14 protein-coding genes and 1 tRNA gene are annotated in these 17,611 nt (G+C 44.3%); 9 read left to right on the plus strand and 6 right to left on the minus strand.

The genetic code is table 11. From position 1 onward, the window contains the following. Window positions 1-69 precede the first annotated feature (69 nt). Window positions 70-759, minus strand: coding sequence for an SDR family oxidoreductase (locus C1S73_RS15845; RefSeq protein WP_038871238.1), 690 nt, complete (start codon window positions 757-759; stop codon window positions 70-72). A 282-nt stretch (window positions 760-1,041) separates the two neighbouring features. Between C1S73_RS15845 and C1S73_RS15850 the strand changes: the two genes are divergently transcribed. From C1S73_RS15850 to C1S73_RS15860, 3 genes are all read left to right on the plus strand, one after another. Beyond that, the gene (locus tag C1S73_RS15850; protein ID WP_038871235.1) at window positions 1,042-1,962 is read left to right on the plus strand and encodes a histone deacetylase family protein; all 921 of its coding nucleotides are present in this window, start codon (window positions 1,042-1,044) and stop codon (window positions 1,960-1,962) included. Between the two features lie 532 nt (window positions 1,963-2,494). Beyond that, a complete protein-coding gene (locus C1S73_RS15855; RefSeq protein ID WP_038871232.1) occupies window positions 2,495-3,670 on the plus strand; it encodes a YjgN family protein in 1,176 nt (391 codons plus the stop codon). Then, a complete protein-coding gene (locus C1S73_RS15860; protein ID WP_038871230.1) occupies window positions 3,670-4,665 on the plus strand; it encodes a M48 family metallopeptidase in 996 nt (331 codons plus the stop codon). Before C1S73_RS15855 ends, C1S73_RS15860 begins: the two co-directional genes overlap by 1 nt. A 452-nt stretch (window positions 4,666-5,117) precedes the next feature. Here the strand turns inward: C1S73_RS15860 and C1S73_RS15865 are convergent. Next, window positions 5,118-5,208: transfer RNA gene (locus C1S73_RS15865), tRNA-Ser, on the minus strand. A gap of 208 nt (window positions 5,209-5,416) precedes the next feature. Between C1S73_RS15865 and C1S73_RS15870 the strand changes: the two genes are divergently transcribed. After that, a complete protein-coding gene (locus tag C1S73_RS15870; RefSeq protein WP_038873382.1) occupies window positions 5,417-6,754 on the plus strand; it encodes an IS4 family transposase in 1,338 nt (445 codons plus the stop codon). 33 nt (window positions 6,755-6,787) lie between these two features. Here C1S73_RS15870 and C1S73_RS15875 read toward each other — a convergent pair whose 3' ends face one another. Further along, a complete protein-coding gene (locus C1S73_RS15875) occupies window positions 6,788-8,596 on the minus strand; it encodes a DUF3413 domain-containing protein (protein ID WP_038869202.1) in 1,809 nt (602 codons plus the stop codon). A gap of 22 nt (window positions 8,597-8,618) precedes the next feature. Further along, the gene (locus C1S73_RS15880) at window positions 8,619-8,846 is read right to left on the minus strand and encodes a YejL family protein (protein WP_038869203.1); all 228 of its coding nucleotides are present in this window, start codon (window positions 8,844-8,846) and stop codon (window positions 8,619-8,621) included. Window positions 8,847-8,931: 85 nt separating this feature from the next. Here C1S73_RS15880 and yejK point away from each other — a divergent pair, with 85 nt between their 5' ends. The 3 genes from yejK to C1S73_RS15895 all read left to right on the plus strand — a co-directional run bounded on the left by yejK (window position 8,932) and on the right by C1S73_RS15895 (window position 12,638). Continuing rightward, complete coding sequence (gene yejK / locus C1S73_RS15885; protein ID WP_038869205.1) at window positions 8,932-9,930, plus strand: nucleoid-associated protein YejK; 999 nt, start codon at window positions 8,932-8,934, stop codon at window positions 9,928-9,930. A 110-nt stretch (window positions 9,931-10,040) separates the two neighbouring features. Then, a complete protein-coding gene (locus tag C1S73_RS15890) occupies window positions 10,041-11,363 on the plus strand; it encodes an Hpt domain-containing protein (protein WP_038869206.1) in 1,323 nt (440 codons plus the stop codon). Window positions 11,364-11,474: 111 nt separating this feature from the next. Continuing rightward, window positions 11,475-12,638: a hypothetical protein gene (locus tag C1S73_RS15895; protein WP_038869208.1), complete on the plus strand. Its 1,164-nt coding sequence runs from the start codon at window positions 11,475-11,477 to the stop codon at window positions 12,636-12,638. A 96-nt stretch (window positions 12,639-12,734) separates the two neighbouring features. On the opposite strand, the gene nhaC is transcribed toward C1S73_RS15895, so the two are convergent. Further along, entirely contained in the window at window positions 12,735-14,171 is a 1,437-nt protein-coding gene (gene nhaC, locus C1S73_RS15900) for a Na+/H+ antiporter NhaC (RefSeq protein ID WP_038869209.1), read from the minus strand. 437 nt (window positions 14,172-14,608) lie between these two features. Here nhaC and asd point away from each other — a divergent pair, with 437 nt between their 5' ends. Next, the gene (gene asd / locus C1S73_RS15905) at window positions 14,609-15,724 is read left to right on the plus strand and encodes an aspartate-semialdehyde dehydrogenase (RefSeq protein ID WP_038869210.1); all 1,116 of its coding nucleotides are present in this window, start codon (window positions 14,609-14,611) and stop codon (window positions 15,722-15,724) included. A 126-nt stretch (window positions 15,725-15,850) separates the two neighbouring features. Beyond that, window positions 15,851-16,408 (plus strand): type II secretion system protein, encoded by a 558-nt coding sequence (locus tag C1S73_RS28210; RefSeq protein WP_038869212.1) that lies wholly within the window; start codon window positions 15,851-15,853, stop codon window positions 16,406-16,408. A gap of 354 nt (window positions 16,409-16,762) precedes the next feature. Here the strand turns inward: C1S73_RS28210 and C1S73_RS15915 are convergent, their stop codons facing one another. Further along, complete coding sequence (locus C1S73_RS15915; protein WP_038869214.1) at window positions 16,763-17,611, minus strand: ion transporter; 849 nt, start codon at window positions 17,609-17,611, stop codon at window positions 16,763-16,765.

Consider the following 17,611-nt stretch of genomic DNA (forward strand, 5'->3'; position numbering starts at 1 on the left):
GAAGTGGAGAATGGGCGACGAAACTAGGAACCTTTCGTCGCCTAACGTTAACTTATTGATAGTTGACTATTACCAAGGAAGTTCGGTGCCATCATAGTTAATAAACTGCCCCGAATTTTCTTGCGTGCTTTGCTCAATCACTTTTGCTAAACCATCAGCAGACGTTTGGGTGTCGATAAGGGCATTAGGCCCACCCATTTCAGTACGTACCCAGCCCGGATGAAGTGCCAAAACAGTAAATCCCTCATCGGTTAGGTCATTACTCAAACTTTTAACAACAGAGTTGAGTGCCGCTTTGGAAGAGCGATAGATGTAACCACCACCAGAGGTGTTTTCCGTCATGCTGCCGACTTTAGAGGAGATACACGCAATTTTCTTCGCTTTGCCTTGTTGTAGCAGCGGATAAAAGCTTTCCACTAACTTCAATGGAGCGATGGTATTTATCTCGAAGACTTGTCGCCACTCTTCGATGTCGGTGTTACCAAATCCATAGCCTTTAGGCCCGTAGTAACCTGCATTGTTGATCAGCAGATCGATTGCCGGGAGTTCGCTTGCGAGTTGGGCGACTCGTTGGTAATCCGTCACGTCCAATTCATGTAGCACCAAGGTATTATAACGCGACGCTAATGCGTGTAGTTCTTTACTGTCTGTTAGGTTACGGCTTGTCGCGTGAACTTGAGCGCCTTGTTGCAAATAGAGCTCGGTTAAACTCAAACCGATACCGCGATTCGCACCAGTAATAAAGACTGTCTGACTCATGAGTACACCTATCTGTCTGATTCAATAAGGTTAAGTGGAAACAGAGCCATTGTGTTAGCTAAGGGCGATAAAATCAACTAACCACCATGCACCTAACATCATCGACATGAACAGAGAAATCGCGCAGAAAGAACCAAAGAAAGCGCCGAGTATCGTATATAAGGTTTTATTCATAACAGGTAGAAATTTAATTGATATTGAAAATCATTATCAATTAAATTTCTTTTTAATCAACTCAAGGAGTTGGTACTATTTCACAACGTTTTATGAAAAGAATGTCTCATGCTGCCACTGATTTATCACCCTATTTACTCGCAACTCGATCTACCAGATGGTCACCGTTATCCGATCATGAAATATCGCTACCTTTATCAAGCTGTGATGGAAAAACTCGCGAGTGAGGGTTGGGGAGGGCAAATTGAATTCTTCCAACCAAGCCCTCTAAGTACGGATGATATTAAACAGGTGCATGATGGGGAGTATGTCGACTTGTTGGTGACGGGAGCTATGCCTGCGGCCAAAATGCGTCGAATTGGGTTTCCTTGGAGCGAGGTCCTGATAACACGGACACTGACATCCACCGCCGGAACAGTGCTGACCGCAGAAAAGGCATTAGAGCATGGTGTCGCGATTCACCTAAGCGGTGGCTATCATCATGCGCACAAAAACTTTGGCAGTGGTTTTTGTCTATTCAACGATCTGGCGATTGCTGCTAAGCACATGCTTGATCATGAACACGTCGATAAAGTGATGATCATCGATAGTGATGTCCACCATGGCGATGGCACGGCAACGATTTGTGAAAGTGAACCCGACATTGTCACCTTGTCTTTCCACTGCGATAAAAACTTCCCAGCGAGAAAGCCAGACTCTGACCTTGATGTTCCATTAAGTCGTGGAACCAGTGATGAAGCTTTTTTGATGACGTTTAAAGAAGTGGTCGAAATGGCAATTAATCTGCATCGCCCTGATATGGTGATTTACGATGCTGGGGTGGATATTCATGTCGACGACGAATTGGGGTATTTCAACGTGTCGATGGAAGGCATATTCGAACGTGACCGCTTTTTAATGCAGTTAATGAAAGATAGAGGGATTCCTGTTGCGGCTGTCGTCGGTGGTGGTTATCGAAGTGAACACGCGGATTTGGTGCCTATTCATATGCAGTTGTTGAATGCCGCTGAATTCGTTTTTAAAGACTGAATCTAGAATGTTGAAATTGAGGTAGCGGACTCAGTTCTCGAATGAACATTTAAGGCTGGGAATCCTTTCCCAATTTTATTTTCCTAGCCTTTGACGTTGTCTAAAACAACAAATGGATGGATTTAGCTAATGCAGAAAGAAGATGCTCCTGCCTTATGCCGAGGCGAATATTAGGGGGCTTCGCGGCATTTAGATAGTTATAAACACCTTACAATTCGTCTGATAAAAAATGTAATCAGCAACTAACCTGTTGATTGGCAAGCCCGCATCTCTGAATGTGGGCTTTTTTAGTGATAATGAACCATTGTCGATTAAATTCACTGAGAGAGTAGTTTCTATCACTTTGAGTGGCTTTATTTGAGCGGAATTGACCATTTAATTATTTTTTCGGTGAATTTGAATTCATAATTAATATGCATTTTATAAATAATTGATGTTTAGTTTGCTTATGGCAGTCAAGTTTATCAATTTATGAATGAGATAGGATAACGCCTTTAAATTCATAAAATTAAATAAACTATTCGGACTGTATATGAACCATCAACGCATTTCCAATACCATCTCTTTTAAAGGGCGAGGGGGAGAGTTTTTTGGCATCTGGATTGTCAATGTTCTACTTTCTATCGTTACGCTTGGAATTTACTCTGCTTGGGCCAAAGTAAGAACAAAGCGCTACTTCTACGGTAACACGTACATCGACGGTGATAACTTTGAGTATCATGCTGAGCCAATGCAAATTTTAAAGGGGCGTTTAGTCGCGCTGGCGATTGTATTGGTATGGGGTATCGCAAACTCGTTCATTCCCCAACTGGCGCTTGTGCTCTTACTTCTGTTTTATGTCGCTCTGCCATGGTTGTTATGGAGCAACGCACGATTTGATTCTGCAATGACGAGTTACCGCAATGTTCACTTCTCTTTTAATTCGTCACTGAAAGATGCATACATGACCATACTTGGCCGAGGCTTTGGTGCAGCGCTGGCTGTCATGGTTTTCATTGGTATCTGTGTGGCGGTTGCGAGCGTTTCGCAAGCTGCGTCGGTTATTTTAGGGCTTTGCTCAGTTGTCGTTATGGCTGCACTTTATGGTTGGGTTGTGGTTGGTGTTCAACGTTACTTTGTTAATGGCTACCGCTATGGTGATTGGCAGTTTAGTGGCGAACTTGAAACCAGTTTCTTTGTAAAAACCTACCTGAAAGCCGTAGCAATCGGCCTTAGCACAGCTGTCGCGATTGCGATTGTAGCGGTCATTGTGATGGTTGGGAGCTCAGGGCTAATGGAAGCAGCAACGGGCGACTTGGCTTCACTGAATAAATCTAGCCCTGTCATTACAATGGTTGTCATGTACCTTGGTATGATTGGCTTAACCATCGGCTTGACGGCATACACAGCAACAAGAACTCGTAACTACTTGTTCTCCCAAATGAAGCTAGAAAAAGAAGGGCAAGAAGAAAACAACTTTACCTTTAAGTCTACCTATACAGTTGATGGCTACATGTGGCTGATTATCTCAAATTTCCTATTACAAGTTGTGACCTTGAGTATTGCGAGACCATGGGTAATGGTTCGTACTTCTCGCTATGTTGCTGACAAGACGGTCGTCGTTGGAGACATGAGCCAACTGAAAGCTGCAGGCCAAGATTCAAAAGTGAAATCAGCGATTTCTGATGAAGTTGCACAAGCCTTCGATCTCGGTGTTGGAATCGGTTAATGCAGTTTGAAGGAACCGCGTTTCCACCCAAAAGCTCTGAGCGACATCAAGCCAAATTGGATGTCGCTCAGGCCAACTCGTTGAGTTTGGTTGTTGCTGACAATATTTTCAGCTGTGACCAGCAGCATGCGGACATTACTGCTCCAGTCGGCAATTTACCCGTCAGATTTAAGCTGCCCAATGGTTGGGTTTTCGTTACCGAACGGACTGAAGAAGTGTCTCGGTGGCTAGAGGCAAATAAAAGGTCGAGCTTTGTTGATAAAATTGAATCGAACTGGCTTGCTTGGGTCGTGTCTGCGATGGCATGCATTGCCGTTGTGCTCGGGGGATATTATTACGCGTTACCTTGGGTGAGCGACAAAGTCGCATACGCGATTCCTGACAGTGTCTCAGTTGTACTTGGCGAAAAGGTACTCGAAAGCTTGGATTCCCGTTGGGAACCGAGTGAGCTGAGTAAAGCCGAACAAGAAGCCATTCGGAGCAGGGTAGAGCAGCACTTAACACAGTTCGAGGCGTTGCCTTACCAAGTAGAGATTGTTTTCCGATCCTCTGAGCTAGGAGCGAATGCGTTTGCCTTGCCTGGTGGAAAGATTGTGCTGCTCGATGAATTAGTCGCGCTGTCTAAAAACCAGCAACAACTGGACAGTATTATTCTTCACGAGCTTGGCCATATTCATCATCGCCACATGCTAAAGAGGTTGGTGTATTCGAGTGTCCTTTCTGTTGGTGTCGCTCTTTTAACCGGTGAAAGCTCTGGCATCGTGGACAATCTTGCCGGTGCAAGTGTGTTTGTGTTGTCCAGCGGTTACTCCAGAGAAGCCGAAATACAAGCCGATGCATTTGCAAGAGAGGCGATGCTCAAGATTTATGGCGACACAAATCCGATGGCTGAAATGTTTGAGTTGTTCCGTAACCAAGGTTATGAAGAACTTCCTGAATGGCTAAGCTCCCATCCAGACCTAAAGACAAGGATTGAAGCAGCGAAAGGAAACTAACCTTTCCATTCGAATACTTAACGATGAAAGCTCACTAAATATTAGTGGGCTTTTTTCTTGCGTATTGAAAAGTGCTTCGAGGATTAGACAGTCTTTTTCAGGATGTAGCTGAGTGCGGGGACGCCTAGTTCGGGGGTGCGTTCAACTAGGGATTTACAAATCCCGTAATTTCCCAAGCGCTAGAACGACGAAAGCCCGTTGATTTCTCAACGGGCTTTCTGAATGTGGCGTGAGTGCTGGGCTTGCATTCAAGGAGGGATTTGTCTAAATCCCTCTTTAAGCCTTCAGATACGAAAAAGCCCACTAATTGCTTAGCGGGCTTTTTCTAAATGTGGCTGAGTGCGGGGACGCCTAGTTCGGGGTTGCGTTCAACTAGGGATTTACAAATCCCGTAATTTCCCAAGCGCTAAAACGACGAAAGCTCGTTGATTTCTCAACGAGCTTTCTGAATGTGGCGGAGAGATAGGGATTTGAACCCTAGATACGCTATTAACGTATGCCGGTTTTCAAGACCGGTGCTTTCAACCACTCAGCCATCTCTCCGTTGTTGAAGCGCATAATATAAGGCTTTGAAAACCTTGTAAACCCCAAAATGAACTGTTTGGATGTTTACTGTTCAATTTTGTGTTGTTTGCGGATAAAAGAATCAAAAAAGCTCTCCGAGTGGAGCAATGTAGATCAGATAAGGATCGGTTGACCGATCCTTCTGTTGAGAGATAATCGGAAGCCTGTTTCTAGGCTTCCGATTTTTATGTCTATCCAAAACTGTTTTGCCGATTTCCTCGAAGAAAATCCTGTTGATGTAGCTCAACTCACTACTTTCTCTGAACATATTCCAGATGAGTGGATTGTTAAGGCGGCCAGTCTTTCTGATAAAGCAACTATTCGCCGACGTCGATTACCAAGTGACATGGTCTTGTGGTTAATTGTCGGCATGGCCTTCTTTCGTAATGAACCTATTGCCGAGGTTGCACGAAGAATGAATGTCTGTGCGGATGGCTTAGCTGATGAAGAGTTATTAGCAAAAAGTGCTTTAACTCAGGCAAGACAGCGTTTAGGTAGAGCTGCACCAGAGTGGTTGTTTAAACAATGTGGGCGGACGTGGGGTCTTGAACGATACCGTGATGATACGTGGCAAGGATTACAAGTTTTTGCTGTAGACGGTGCTCTTTTTCGAACCGCGGATACACCCGAACTTAGAGAGCACTTTGGCTCGGGTAATACCTCTAACAACAGACAGACACCGCATCCAGTGCTAAGAGTTGTGACCATAATGAATGTCCGCTCTCATGTCATCGCTGATGCCGCCATAAGCCCCTATCGGCGTGGTGAAATCCCACTTGCTATGCCCTTCATCGACTCTTTGCCAGATAACTCTGTGACGCTACTAGATAAAGGGTTTTACGGTGCGGACTTACTTCTCTCTCTTCAAAAGAGCGGTATTAATAGACATTGGTTGATACCAGCAAGGAAGGGGTTGAAATACACTCTTTTAGATGAAGAAGAAAGTAATGACATGGTCATCGAAATGAACGTCTCACCGCAAGCCCGCAAAAAGAATCCTAGTTTACCTGAAAAATGGCAAGTCAGAGCGGTGACCTATGAAGTACAAGGTAAGCAGAAAACTGTTTTTACCTCCCTTCCTAGGACAAACTACGACGCGAAAGCGGTAGCTGAACTTTATCACGAACGTTGGGAAATCGAATTAGGTTATCGTGATATCAAAAGCTCAATGCAACACAATGCCTTAGTATTACGCAGCAGAACAGTAGACCTTGTTTATCAAGAACTCTGGGGGCTGTTGCTTGGTTATAACTTAGTAAGACGTGAAGCGAGCCAGGCAGCAGTTGAGCATGGAAGAATGCCGAATGAAATTAGCTTTAAATACGCTTGTCAGTTTATAGCGAGTCAACTGAAAGTGATGAGTAAAGCGTTATCGCTAGGCAATACACCTAAGCGTTTAAAGAGTCTCAGGGGAGACTTATCAATCCTCTTTATAGACAAACGCCCTAAGCCTAATCGGCCTAGGGCGGTAAAAATGTCAAAGACTCGCTACCCAGTTAATCGCAAAGCAGCTCCGCTTAAGTGAACTACATTGCTCCGAGTGGAGAGCTTTTTTCAATTAATTGCTTTTCGAATAGAAGCGCTGCAGTTCTGTTAGTCCTTGCATCAGGACAGGCAGTTTAGGCGTTGTTTCTCTTAAGCGTTTGTAGTTGTCATCATACAGCTTGTAGTTACCAAATTTATCGATAACTGTCGTTTGGGAGCTGGTGATCAGCGCGATTTCACGAGTGTCGCCCGCTAAAATCCAGCGGCGACGGCTTTCGTCAAATAGGTTACGACCACTGCTGTAATCATAAGGGTTCGATGAGACGCCTAACATGTCTTGTAACAGCGTTACCGACAAGTCCAGATGGCTTGTACTGTGCGTAAATTCACCTGGCAGCATTCCTGGCCAATGAATAACCATAGGGACCTGAAGCTGGTAGCGGCTGTAATTGCTGTTCGCTCCCCAACTGTTGGTATTGGTCTCATTAAACTCGCTACCGTGATTAGAGGTGATGACCACTATTGTATTGGTAAGTAGTTGTTTTTCATCGAGATCAGAAATGATTTCAGCGACTGTCTTATCGGCAGATTTTACCGCTTTCTCATATGCTTTCTTGAATCGCTCGCTGGCTGGCATTTCTTCATTTGCCGCTTCTGGTTCAGATTCAAAGTTATCGACAGTGGTGACTTCGATATAGCTAAACCAAGGTTGGCTTGCTTGTTCGTTTAGCCATGTATTCCATGCCGCAATGGATTGTTTGTCGGTGTGTGCTTGCGTACCGTCTAACGTGTTAGCAAGATTAACTCCACGGAAGATTACTTCTGAGTAAAGGTCATCTTCAAAACCATTTCCGCTGAACAAACCAAAGCTATAGCCTTGATCTTTTAATACATCCAAAAGAACCGGTGCAGAGCCTTGTGCTTTGATGCTACTTGCGTAGCTACTTGGTAAGCCATAAAACAGACCGAATGCACCGTACGTGTCATTGCTAGAACTGTAGTGGTTTACAAAGTTTTGGTTGTCTTGTGCAAACTGGTACATGTTTGGCATTTCGTCTTGGTTTAGTGCATCTGCACGTAAGTTGTTCACACTGATCATCAGTACGTTCAATTTGTTACCACGACGATTAAATTCGAGTTTTTCGAGCGGGTAGCTCACCAGGTCAATATTACCTTGGTTTTCCGCTAAGCGTTTTAGATATTCTTCACGGTCTAGTAGGCCATGTTTTTCCATAAAGCTCTTCGCGGTCATTGGGTAAGACAACGGGAAATTAGAGCGCTGGCTAGTAATCGGGTTATAGAAATAGGCATCAGCCCAAATATAAACCAGATGGCTAGTGATAAAGCTCAAGAAGAACACTGCGGCCAGAGGGCGGCCAACGTGTTTATGGGAAAGTTTGCGTTGTTTACGCCAAACCCATTCTGATAAGCCTAACTGAACCAGGAAGATAAGTGGCATAACCACAAAAAGGTGCTGCAAGTCAGAGCTGATGGCACTTTTATCTTCGCTAAACAACAACTCCCAAACCACGGGGTTTAAGTGCAAGTTGATGGATTGGTAAGCTTGGGTATCGATCAGTAAGACCGTTTGACCGACGGTTGCGAATATCACTGCCACCAAACGGAAAAGCTTCCTAGATGGCAGGACAAACGTCAGCGGGAATAGAACCAACAAGTAGAGCGCGAAAACAAGAAAGCCAAAATGGCCAACCCAGGATACCGCCAGATAGAATTGCCCCATAAGGGTCTCTGGCCAAGGCGACTGAACGATATAGCGCGTACCTATCAACATCGATGCAACGATGTTGAAGAATGCAAACCAGTGACCCCAACCAACCAGTCGAGATACACGTTCGCCGTATGAGTTTCCGCTGTCTACCATGTACTTGTTCTATTATCCGTTATTAGTGTGATTTTGGCACTTCAAGAGAAGATACGAGCGCCTGAGCAAATTTTTCAGCAATAACTTTGCGTTGTGAAGCAGCAACTTGTTGATTTAAGACATTGGTTGCGATATTTCCGGCAATCATTAGCGTCAACTCAGGAGAGGCGGCGTGTTTTTCTAGTACAGCGCCCACTTCAGCAAGAATTTTCTCTACTTGTTCGTCAGTATATTTAGATGTAATCGGCATAAAGACTCTAATAATGATAGTAAAAGCGGCTTATGATAACCTACAATGCCCAACAACTTAAACCTTGTAGCAAGATAAAATCACTATGAGCCTTCATCTTTCAAACGTTATTCTGCATCAATTATGCAAAAACGATCAGGACGAACTGGTTGTTAAACTTCGCCCGGCATCGTTAGAGAACGATACCGCTACAGAAAACCTTGTCGCGGAACTGCATCGCGTATTCCATTCTAAAGCAGGTAAAGGTTTTGGCTCTTTCCAGTCAGACAGCGAATTTCAATTTTGGCTTCAAGAAATGCGCAAAGGAGAGCGAGATTTTTACGACTTCTCACAAATTAGTGCAAATCGCTTGAAAGAAGAGTTGATTAAGTACCCATTTGCAGACGAAGGCATTTTAGTGTTTGCGGAATACCAAAGTTTAGCAACGGATTACTTGTTTATCGGCATTTTGCCTATGAACCAGAGCCTAAAGGTAACTGAAGGCTTGGATATTGATGCAACAGATTATCTAGACATCACTAAAATGGATATTGCTGCGCGCATTGACCTATCAAGCTACGATACTGACCGTGAATCAAATCGTTACCTTTCTTACATCAAAGGACGTGTTGGCCGTAAAGTGGCAGACTTCTTCTTAGATTTCTTACAAGCCGATGTTGGCTTAGATACCAAACAGCAAAACCAAGTGTTGATGCAGGCAGTTGAAGACTTTTGTGCAGACTCTAAGCTTGAGAAGCAAGAAGCGAATGAGTACAAAAAGCAAGTTTACAACTACTGTAACGAGCAAATTAAAACTGGTGATGAAGTTCAAATTTCTGAGCTATCTGGTGAATTACCGCCTAGCCAAGATGGCACCAGTTTCATGGACTTTACTAAAGAACAAGGTTACGAGTTGGAAGAGTCTTTCCCAGGTGATCGCTCAACCGTACGCAAATTGACGAAATACGTAGGAGCAGGTGGCGGTTTGAACATTAGCTTTGACAGCCTGTTGCTTGGCGAGCGTATTTTCTACGATCCGGAGACGGATACGCTGACCATTAAAGGGACGCCTCCGAATCTGAAAGATCAGTTGAGTCGCAACTAATTCAAGAAAGAGAGAGCCATGTGCTCTCTTTTTTTATGTGAAGTGTGCACAGTTTGAGCATGAATCATGGTATATGCTTGTTATTAATAGAAATAGTCGAGGAATGAGTGTTGCAGCAATTAAAAGAGGGAATAAGACGAGTCGTCTGGATTTTATTTGTTGTGTGGTGTGCGTTTGCCGTAGGTATATGGCTTCAGGCGCAACAGACCATGAGAACGATGTCTACCGTGGACGAACTTGGTAGCAAAGTAGATGAAGTAAGAAATATTTTTCATTTCGAACTTCCATATCGTGCTCAACATGTCGATCAAGTTTCTCTTAAGCTCCAATTGGTTTATGCGGTTCGCTTACAACTCGAAAGTGAACAGGGCCAAGGATTGGGTGTTCCAGACTTAACCCAACTTCTTTATTCGACAGACCGTTTTTTAGAGGGTGCGAAGAGCTTTATTGGTAGTGATAGTGAACTCGTCGCGCTCGCAGACCAATTACGCAACAGTCGAGAGTCGGCAAGCAACTCTCAATCACTACAGACGATGTACTTTCGGCTCGGCGCATTAGTGCTAGAAGCGATGTTTAGTGACTCTGCGACGAGTGCAGACACTTATCAAGAATTAGATTTGTTGTTTACAGAATCGAAAACTTTAGCGCTTGAAGAACAGTCCTCTTTCCAACGTCGCCTTGCTCAAACATCCAGCGTGCTTGCTGCTCACGCAAAAGGCAGTCATCTTTCGAGCCAATTGCTCAACCCTGAATTCCCGAACCAGCTGGCTGCGATTAGTGCTTCGCTAGAACAAAAACTGTTGGTTTACCTCTTGCTGTTGATAATGGTAAGTGCTTCCTTACTTGTATGTGTTTGTTGGGCTTTGTCTTATAAAGAGTCAGTTCTAACCGAAGGAAATCAATCCGATTCAGAAAACATAAATTCGCCAATGCAACCACTCTCTCACCAACTTGATAGGGTTGAGCGGGGGAGTGAGCAGACGGAGCTTGAACCAGCAAATTCAACTGAGGTGACGAACGGACCTGAGAGAAGCGATTCCGAGTCCCACCAACAGTTGTTAAATGAAAGTCCCGAACCTTACATTGATATAGAAAGAATGCTTGACTCTTTGTCCGACGATGAAGAGTCCGTGCGCATGCTGTTAGACGTGTTTATTCAAGATCATACTGATGACGGCAGTAAGCTAAGAAGATTGTTACTGGAAGATAAAGAACATGCTCAGCGAGTTGCGCACAGCTTGAAAGGGGTATCGGGCAGTATAGGTGCAATGCCTCTACACTATATCTCTGGAGATATCGAATCTTTAATTAAACAAGGCGAGCAAATCTCAGACGATAAATTGAGTCAGTTAGAAGATACGTTAAAGAAAACGACACTTTTTGCCGAAAGAGTTCTCATTAGTGAAAACATTCGAGAAGTGCTAACGGATTGATATTCCTCTGACTTAAAATATAGGGTGCTGAGGTATTAAAGGTGCGTTCACGAACCTGATGCCTTGGTTCGTTCTGTTCCTGTTCTACACATTTTGACCATAGGTAATTTCATGTCCATCCGTCGACTGTCCTCTTTGATGGTAGCTTGCTTGGTTTTGAGTCTTTCAGGGTGTTCCCTGCTAGAGGTGAAAATCGACAGCCAAACTGTACCGCTCACTAAACAAGAACTCAACATGCGTATAATGACGCGTGAATACGCACAACAGTTTTTTGCTCAAGTCGAACAAGCTGCTGATGTGCTCCAAAAAAACTATGAGCCGAGCGACAAAGTAAACCAATCTTATATTCTGCTGTGGAAGATCAATGCTGAAGAAGGTCTTCAAGCGGCGGCTTATCAAGTTTCCCCAATGGCTGCGCTCATAGATACGTGGGTGTTTACTTACCAGATGAACCAGTTTTATAGCGAAGGAGCGGGCAAAGATTTGTTTGCGACGGGTGAAGCTAAACAAGTCTCTGCACATCTAGCCAAAGAAGTCGATAAACTCGCTCAGTCTCTTTTGAAAAAAGACGTTTATGAAAACACCAAAGTGTTTGTCGCTGACTTTGTAGAGAAATACCCATTCGCGGATCTAAGCATGATTCGTACACCCGCTTACCGTGCTTGGCTTGAGGCTAACCAAATCAGTGAAGAAGAAGCTGTCACAACATTGGGCACGATGCCAGAAGCCATCGGTGATGTTTCTGACCGCTTAAGTTTGGTGTCTGAGCAAACGCCTAAGATCATGACGTGGAAAGCGCAACTATTGGCGTTAAATAGTTCCGCAAGTATTGAGCAAGTAAACGCAGCACTAAATAGCTTGAAGGTGACTTCTGAGTCGTTAAAGGACTTTATCGATAATAACCCTGAGTACATGCGTAACTTAGCCGAGCAAATGGCGGTACAGTTACAGCCTTTGGTTGAAGACATTGACCAGAAAACGGAAGAGCGTTTGTCTCAGTTGAGTGAAGAGCGTCAAGCTCTGGAATTGATGGTGGCAAGAGAGCGCCAAGAAATCGCACAAATTATTACGAATGAGCGTGAGAAGTTTGCACAAGACCTAGACCATGTTTCACAAGAAGTTGTGAATCTAGCGATGGACAAATTGATTCAATTGGTTAAGAGCACAATTATTTACTTCATTCTATTTATTTTGGTTATCTTCTTTGCTCCGTTGGTTCTGGGTTATGCATTAGGTAAGCGTTCAGCAGTAAGAGCAGGGTCTAAATCGGCTTGATTACCTGTACGTAAATACTAAATGACAAACACAAAAAAGGACCGAATCATCGGTCCTTTTTTATTTACGGAAAGTTTCTATCTATGGAAAGCTGATTTAAGCCGTTTGCTGCTCGAGTTCACTTTCTGATTGTTCTTCCGTTGCTGGTGCTGTTGGTTCGCATTTATCAACAAACCAGCCCATGTAAGAAGTAAAGATGGTAACGATAATGCATACGAAGCTCAGCCACATGAACGGCGCGTATGATAATGTTGCCACACCCAAGATGCTTGCCATGTAGATTCCGTTGTCACTCCACGGCACCATACCTGATGTCAGTGTGCCACCGAACTCTGCGTTACGAGATAAGTTTTTGCGTTTGTAGCCAAGGCGGTCGTAGTTCTTCGCACAGATCTTAGGCGTAAGAATCAGTGATACGTACATCGCAGAGCCAAATACGTTACCCATGAAGGCCGTACCAATCGTGCTCGTCGCAAGTGAACCCGCGCTCTGAACACGTCGTTCGAACAGCTTTGCAATAGTCTCAAGCACACCTACTTTGTCGAGCAGGCCACCGAAACCAAGACCAAACACGATTACCGCTACAGAGCCCAACATAGAAGACATGCCGCCACGGTTGAGAATCGAATCAATGAAGTCGACTCCTGAAGAAATCGCAAATGGCGCCCAAGCCGTGTTAAACGCTGTCAGGAAGTCCACATCCTGAATCATCACTGCCCAGATAATACCTAGCAGAGAGCCAAAGCTAATCACAGGGAAAGAAGGCATACGCATCGCAAGTAGAGCCAATACGATGACCACTGGAACAAAGGAATAAGGCGTAATGAAAAATTGTTGCTCCATTGCCTGAATAACAGAATCCACTTGGCTCATGTCCACTTTACCAGCGAAGTGAAAGCCAAATGCGGTAAACATGATACCAGTGATAATGTAGCTGATCAGCGCGATAGGTAGCATACCCTTGATGTGCTCAACGACTTCTACATTCGACATAGAAGAAGCAAGGATCACAGAGTCTGAAAGTGGAGACATCTTGTCACCAAAGTAACAACCCGATAGCACCGCGCCTGCGGTGATTGGGGCTGGAACTCCAAGACCTTGACCAATACCCATCATGGCAATACCGGCTGTACCCGCAGCACCCCAAGAAGTTCCCGTTGCTAGCGCAGTCAAAGAACAGATGATCATGGTAGCAAGCAAGAAGATAGAAGGGTGGATTGCTTTCAAACCGTAATAGATGATGGTCGGAACAATACCGCCTGAGATCCAAGTACCGACTAAGGCTCCTACAGCAAGAAGAATTAGCACGGCACCTAGGCCATTAGAAATGCCATTTAATGCGGCTTTTTCTAGGTCTTTGTATTGATGGCCGAGCCTTAAACCCAACAGTATGATAATGAACCAACCAATGTACAGCGCTAGCTGAATAGGAAGGTCTAATTTGGCAGTAAATGAAAATGCCAAAAGTAGAAACAAACCTAGTGAGATAAATACCTGTATCAGACTAGGTAAGCGTGTTGTAACTTGCTTCATATGTGCCTCTGTCGTTCTTGGAGCAATAGAGGAAGGCCGCTCCCTGTTTTAATCGGCGCCTAACATACATTAACAAAAATTATATTTCGAACATTTGGTGCTTTATCTTGATGTTCGTCGGTAAAAACGTTTGCTTGTGAAATTAATCACCATTAATTATTAATATTAACGGTTTGAAATGTTTTGTGATGTAAAAATTATGTGCTTCAAATGTTGTTTTCTCATTAGGTGGTAGGACCATCGGTGTTGATTTCACACTTTTCTTTCGTCATCTATCCAGTTGAGCGTAAAGAAAAAGGAAGAAAATGGACTTGATTATAAAATTTCGCCGCAAACGTTAAAAAAGTTGCGTTTATTTGCAAATTAGGGCTTGAGATTTTGTGTCGAAAATTGAACTATGGAGAAAGTTTCAGAAATATACATGGAGAGTTAATGCGATGAGAGTAGGTTTAGTTGGTTGGCGTGGCATGGTTGGTTCAGTCCTTATGCAGCGCATGGTCGAAGAGAAAGACTTCGATTTGATCGAGCCAGTTTTCTACAGCACGTCTCAAATAGGTATTCCTGCACCAAACCTAGGTAAAGATGCTGGTCTACTTCAAGATGCGTTCGATATTGAAAGTTTAAAACAGCTTGATGCGGTCGTTACGTGTCAAGGTGGAAGTTACACTGAAAAAGTTTACCCAGCATTACGCCAAGCGGGTTGGAAAGGTTACTGGATTGATGCTGCTTCTACGTTACGTATGGCACAAGATTCTATTATTACCCTAGACCCAGTAAACCTTGCGCAAATTCAGCAAGGTATTCATGGTGGCACTAATACATTTGTTGGTGGTAACTGCACAGTAAGCCTAATGCTAATGGGTCTTGGTGGCCTATTCGAGAAGGGTTTGGTTGAGTGGACAAGCGCAATGACGTACCAAGCGGCGTCTGGCGCAGGTGCACAAAACATGCGTGAGCTGATTTCTCAGATGGGTGTGATCAACGATTCTGTAAGCTCTGAATTGGCTAATCCAGCAAGCTCTATTCTCGATATCGACAAGAAAGTTGCAGACACAATGCGCAGCTCTTCTTTCCCTTCAGAAAAGTTTGGTGTGCCACTAGCTGGCTCTCTTATCCCTTGGATTGATGTTAAGCGTGATAACGGCCAAAGCAAAGAAGAGTGGAAAGCGGGCGTAGAAGCGAACAAGATTTTGGGCTTCCAAAATGCGCCAGTGCCAATCGATGGTACATGTGTCCGCATTGGTGCGATGCGCTGTCACTCTCAAGCTCTGACAATCAAGCTGAAGCAAAATGTACCAATGGATGAGATCGAAGAGATCATCGCAACGCACAACGATTGGGTGAAAGTTGTTCCTAACGATCGTGACATTACGGCTCAAGAACTTACACCAGCGAAAGTGACAGGTACGTTGTCTATTCCAGTAGGCCGTCTACGCAAGATGGCAATGGGTGATGACTTCCTAAATGCATTTACAGTAGGTGACCAACTATTGTGGGGGGCTGCTGAGCCACTACGCCGCACTCTACGAATCATCCTTGCTGAGAAAGCTTAATTTGTCTCAATGTTGAGATGGTTATTTTGAAAGCGCCCAATTGGGCGCTTTTTTGATATTACAATGACAGTAAGCTGACTTTTGTTGCATACCGTTGCCGCGAAATTAATCCATTGGAGTGCGGTAATGAAACAAAATACAAAAGGTTTTACTCTCATAGAGTTAGTGGTTGTCATCGTCATACTCGGCATTCTAGCCGTCGTTGCCGCACCTAAGTTTTTAAATCTTCAACATGATGCGAGAGCTTCAGTAATAGAAGGTGTAGCAGCTTCTTTGCAAAATGCTTCCGAAATTGGTCATGGAAAAGGAATTCTAGAGGGCTTCGAACACAAACAATGGGCGGATACAGACACAGAGGATGAAGATGGTAGACAGTACCACTATGGATTCCCAGCAGTGAAAACTAAAGGTATGCCGAAGTTTGTTGATTTAGATGCTGATTATAATTTAACGAAAGGTACTGAGTTTACTTGGGCTGTATATGATAACTACAGTCCGGGCTACACTGTCCCAGTTTACATGGTTTATACCTTCTCTGATTTAGTATCGGCCGAAAAGCACTATCCGTACCCAACAACAGCGGAAATAGAAGCTACCAAATGTTACGCTCGTTACGAGATTCACGCATTTGCAGATAGTTCGGGTGCCGAAACAAAAGTGTTTACTGAAACCAGTGGTTGTTAAAGTAACGATACTTGAAGGCCAATAAAAATATATAGCTAAGTCATCCCGAGTTTTAGGAAGAGCGAGATCCCCAACTCGCTCGTTCCTTGCTCTTGAGGATGACGGGCATTGTTCTCTAAACTAAAACAACGTCACTACCGAAAGCGACGAAGGAGTGCAGTCGGGAATCTCTTGGTTCGGTGTGCAACGCTCCAATACTTGGAAGCGCTCCGCTGGAAGGCTAGTGAAAGAAACTACGCTCTAAAAGGCGTTGATAGAATCTATCCCCGGAAAGACAAAATATCGCCGATTCCCGATTCCCGATTCCCGATTCCCGATTCCCGATTCCCGATTCCCGATTCCCGATTCCCGATTCTAATCTTCCTCATCCGCTCTGACGACGCGATTATCAGGATCTGCCAGCTCACTACCACAATGCTTGCAGTGCATCGCATCAGAATCATGACCGGAGCGATTACAGTTGGGGCATTTCACAAGCTCTTTGTGAGCATTCATCTCATTGCTCAGTTCTGCGGTAATAATCCCGGTAGGAACTGCCAATATCGAATAACCAAGCAACATAGTTAATGACGCGATTGCTTTACCGAGATGCGTTTGCGGCACCATGTCGCCATAGCCTACCGTAGTAATCGTCACAATCGCCCAGTAGATGCTTTTTGGGATACTCGTGAAACCGTTGTGTGGCCCTTCAATCACAAAGATCAACGCACCAAAGATGGTGACGAGAATTCCCACCGTACTAAAGAAGATAATAATCTTGCGTCGCGCCATTAAAAGGGAGCGCAATAAAATATTCGAGTCTTGCAAATAGCGAACTAACTTTAAAATACGGAAGATGCGCATAACACGCAGCAGTCTAACGACCCCCATAAAGGAAGCGCCAGGGAAGATGATAGCTAAGTAGGTTGGCAGTATCGCTAAGAGATCGACGACACCATAAAAGCTGGTGGCGTAGGACTTAGGTTTGGGCGAACAATACAGTCGCAGCAGATACTCAATGGTGAATAAAGCGGTGAAAGTATATTCCACGTAGCGCAACTCTTGCGACCATTCTGTCATTACAGTCGGCAGAGATTCCAGAATAAGAACCACGAGAGATGCGATGATCGCGACGATCAGCGCGATATCAAAGATGCGTCCGGCACGAGTATGAGTACCGAAAATAATCACATATAAATGATGCTTTAGAGACTTGCGAGGCAT

This window comes from Vibrio jasicida 090810c (assembly GCF_002887615.1).
GTDB classification, from domain to species: Bacteria; Pseudomonadota; Gammaproteobacteria; order Enterobacterales; family Vibrionaceae; genus Vibrio; species Vibrio jasicida.

Excerpts from the sequence above, each read along its gene's own strand:
- C1S73_RS15850 (WP_038871235.1), top strand. The coding sequence starts at position 1,042 with ATGCTGCCACTGATTTATCACCCTATTTACTCGCAACTCGATCTACCA.
- C1S73_RS15870 (WP_038873382.1), top strand. The coding sequence starts at position 5,417 with ATGTCTATCCAAAACTGTTTTGCCGATTTCCTCGAAGAAAATCCTGTT.
- C1S73_RS15880 (WP_038869203.1), bottom strand. The coding sequence starts at position 8,846 with ATGCCGATTACATCTAAATATACTGACGAACAAGTAGAGAAAATTCTT.
- nhaC (WP_038869209.1), bottom strand. The coding sequence starts at position 14,171 with ATGAAGCAAGTTACAACACGCTTACCTAGTCTGATACAGGTATTTATC.
- C1S73_RS15845 (WP_038871238.1), bottom strand. The coding sequence starts at position 759 with ATGAGTCAGACAGTCTTTATTACTGGTGCGAATCGCGGTATCGGTTTG.
- yejK (WP_038869205.1), top strand. The coding sequence starts at position 8,932 with ATGAGCCTTCATCTTTCAAACGTTATTCTGCATCAATTATGCAAAAAC.
- C1S73_RS15875 (WP_038869202.1), bottom strand. The coding sequence starts at position 8,596 with ATGGTAGACAGCGGAAACTCATACGGCGAACGTGTATCTCGACTGGTT.
- asd (WP_038869210.1), top strand. The coding sequence starts at position 14,609 with ATGAGAGTAGGTTTAGTTGGTTGGCGTGGCATGGTTGGTTCAGTCCTT.
- C1S73_RS15915 (WP_038869214.1), bottom strand. The coding sequence starts at position 17,611 with ATGCCTCGCAAGTCTCTAAAGCATCATTTATATGTGATTATTTTCGGT.
- C1S73_RS15895 (WP_038869208.1), top strand. The coding sequence starts at position 11,475 with ATGTCCATCCGTCGACTGTCCTCTTTGATGGTAGCTTGCTTGGTTTTG.
- C1S73_RS28210 (WP_038869212.1), top strand. The coding sequence starts at position 15,851 with ATGAAACAAAATACAAAAGGTTTTACTCTCATAGAGTTAGTGGTTGTC.
- C1S73_RS15860 (WP_038871230.1), top strand. The coding sequence starts at position 3,670 with ATGCAGTTTGAAGGAACCGCGTTTCCACCCAAAAGCTCTGAGCGACAT.
- C1S73_RS15855 (WP_038871232.1), top strand. The coding sequence starts at position 2,495 with ATGAACCATCAACGCATTTCCAATACCATCTCTTTTAAAGGGCGAGGG.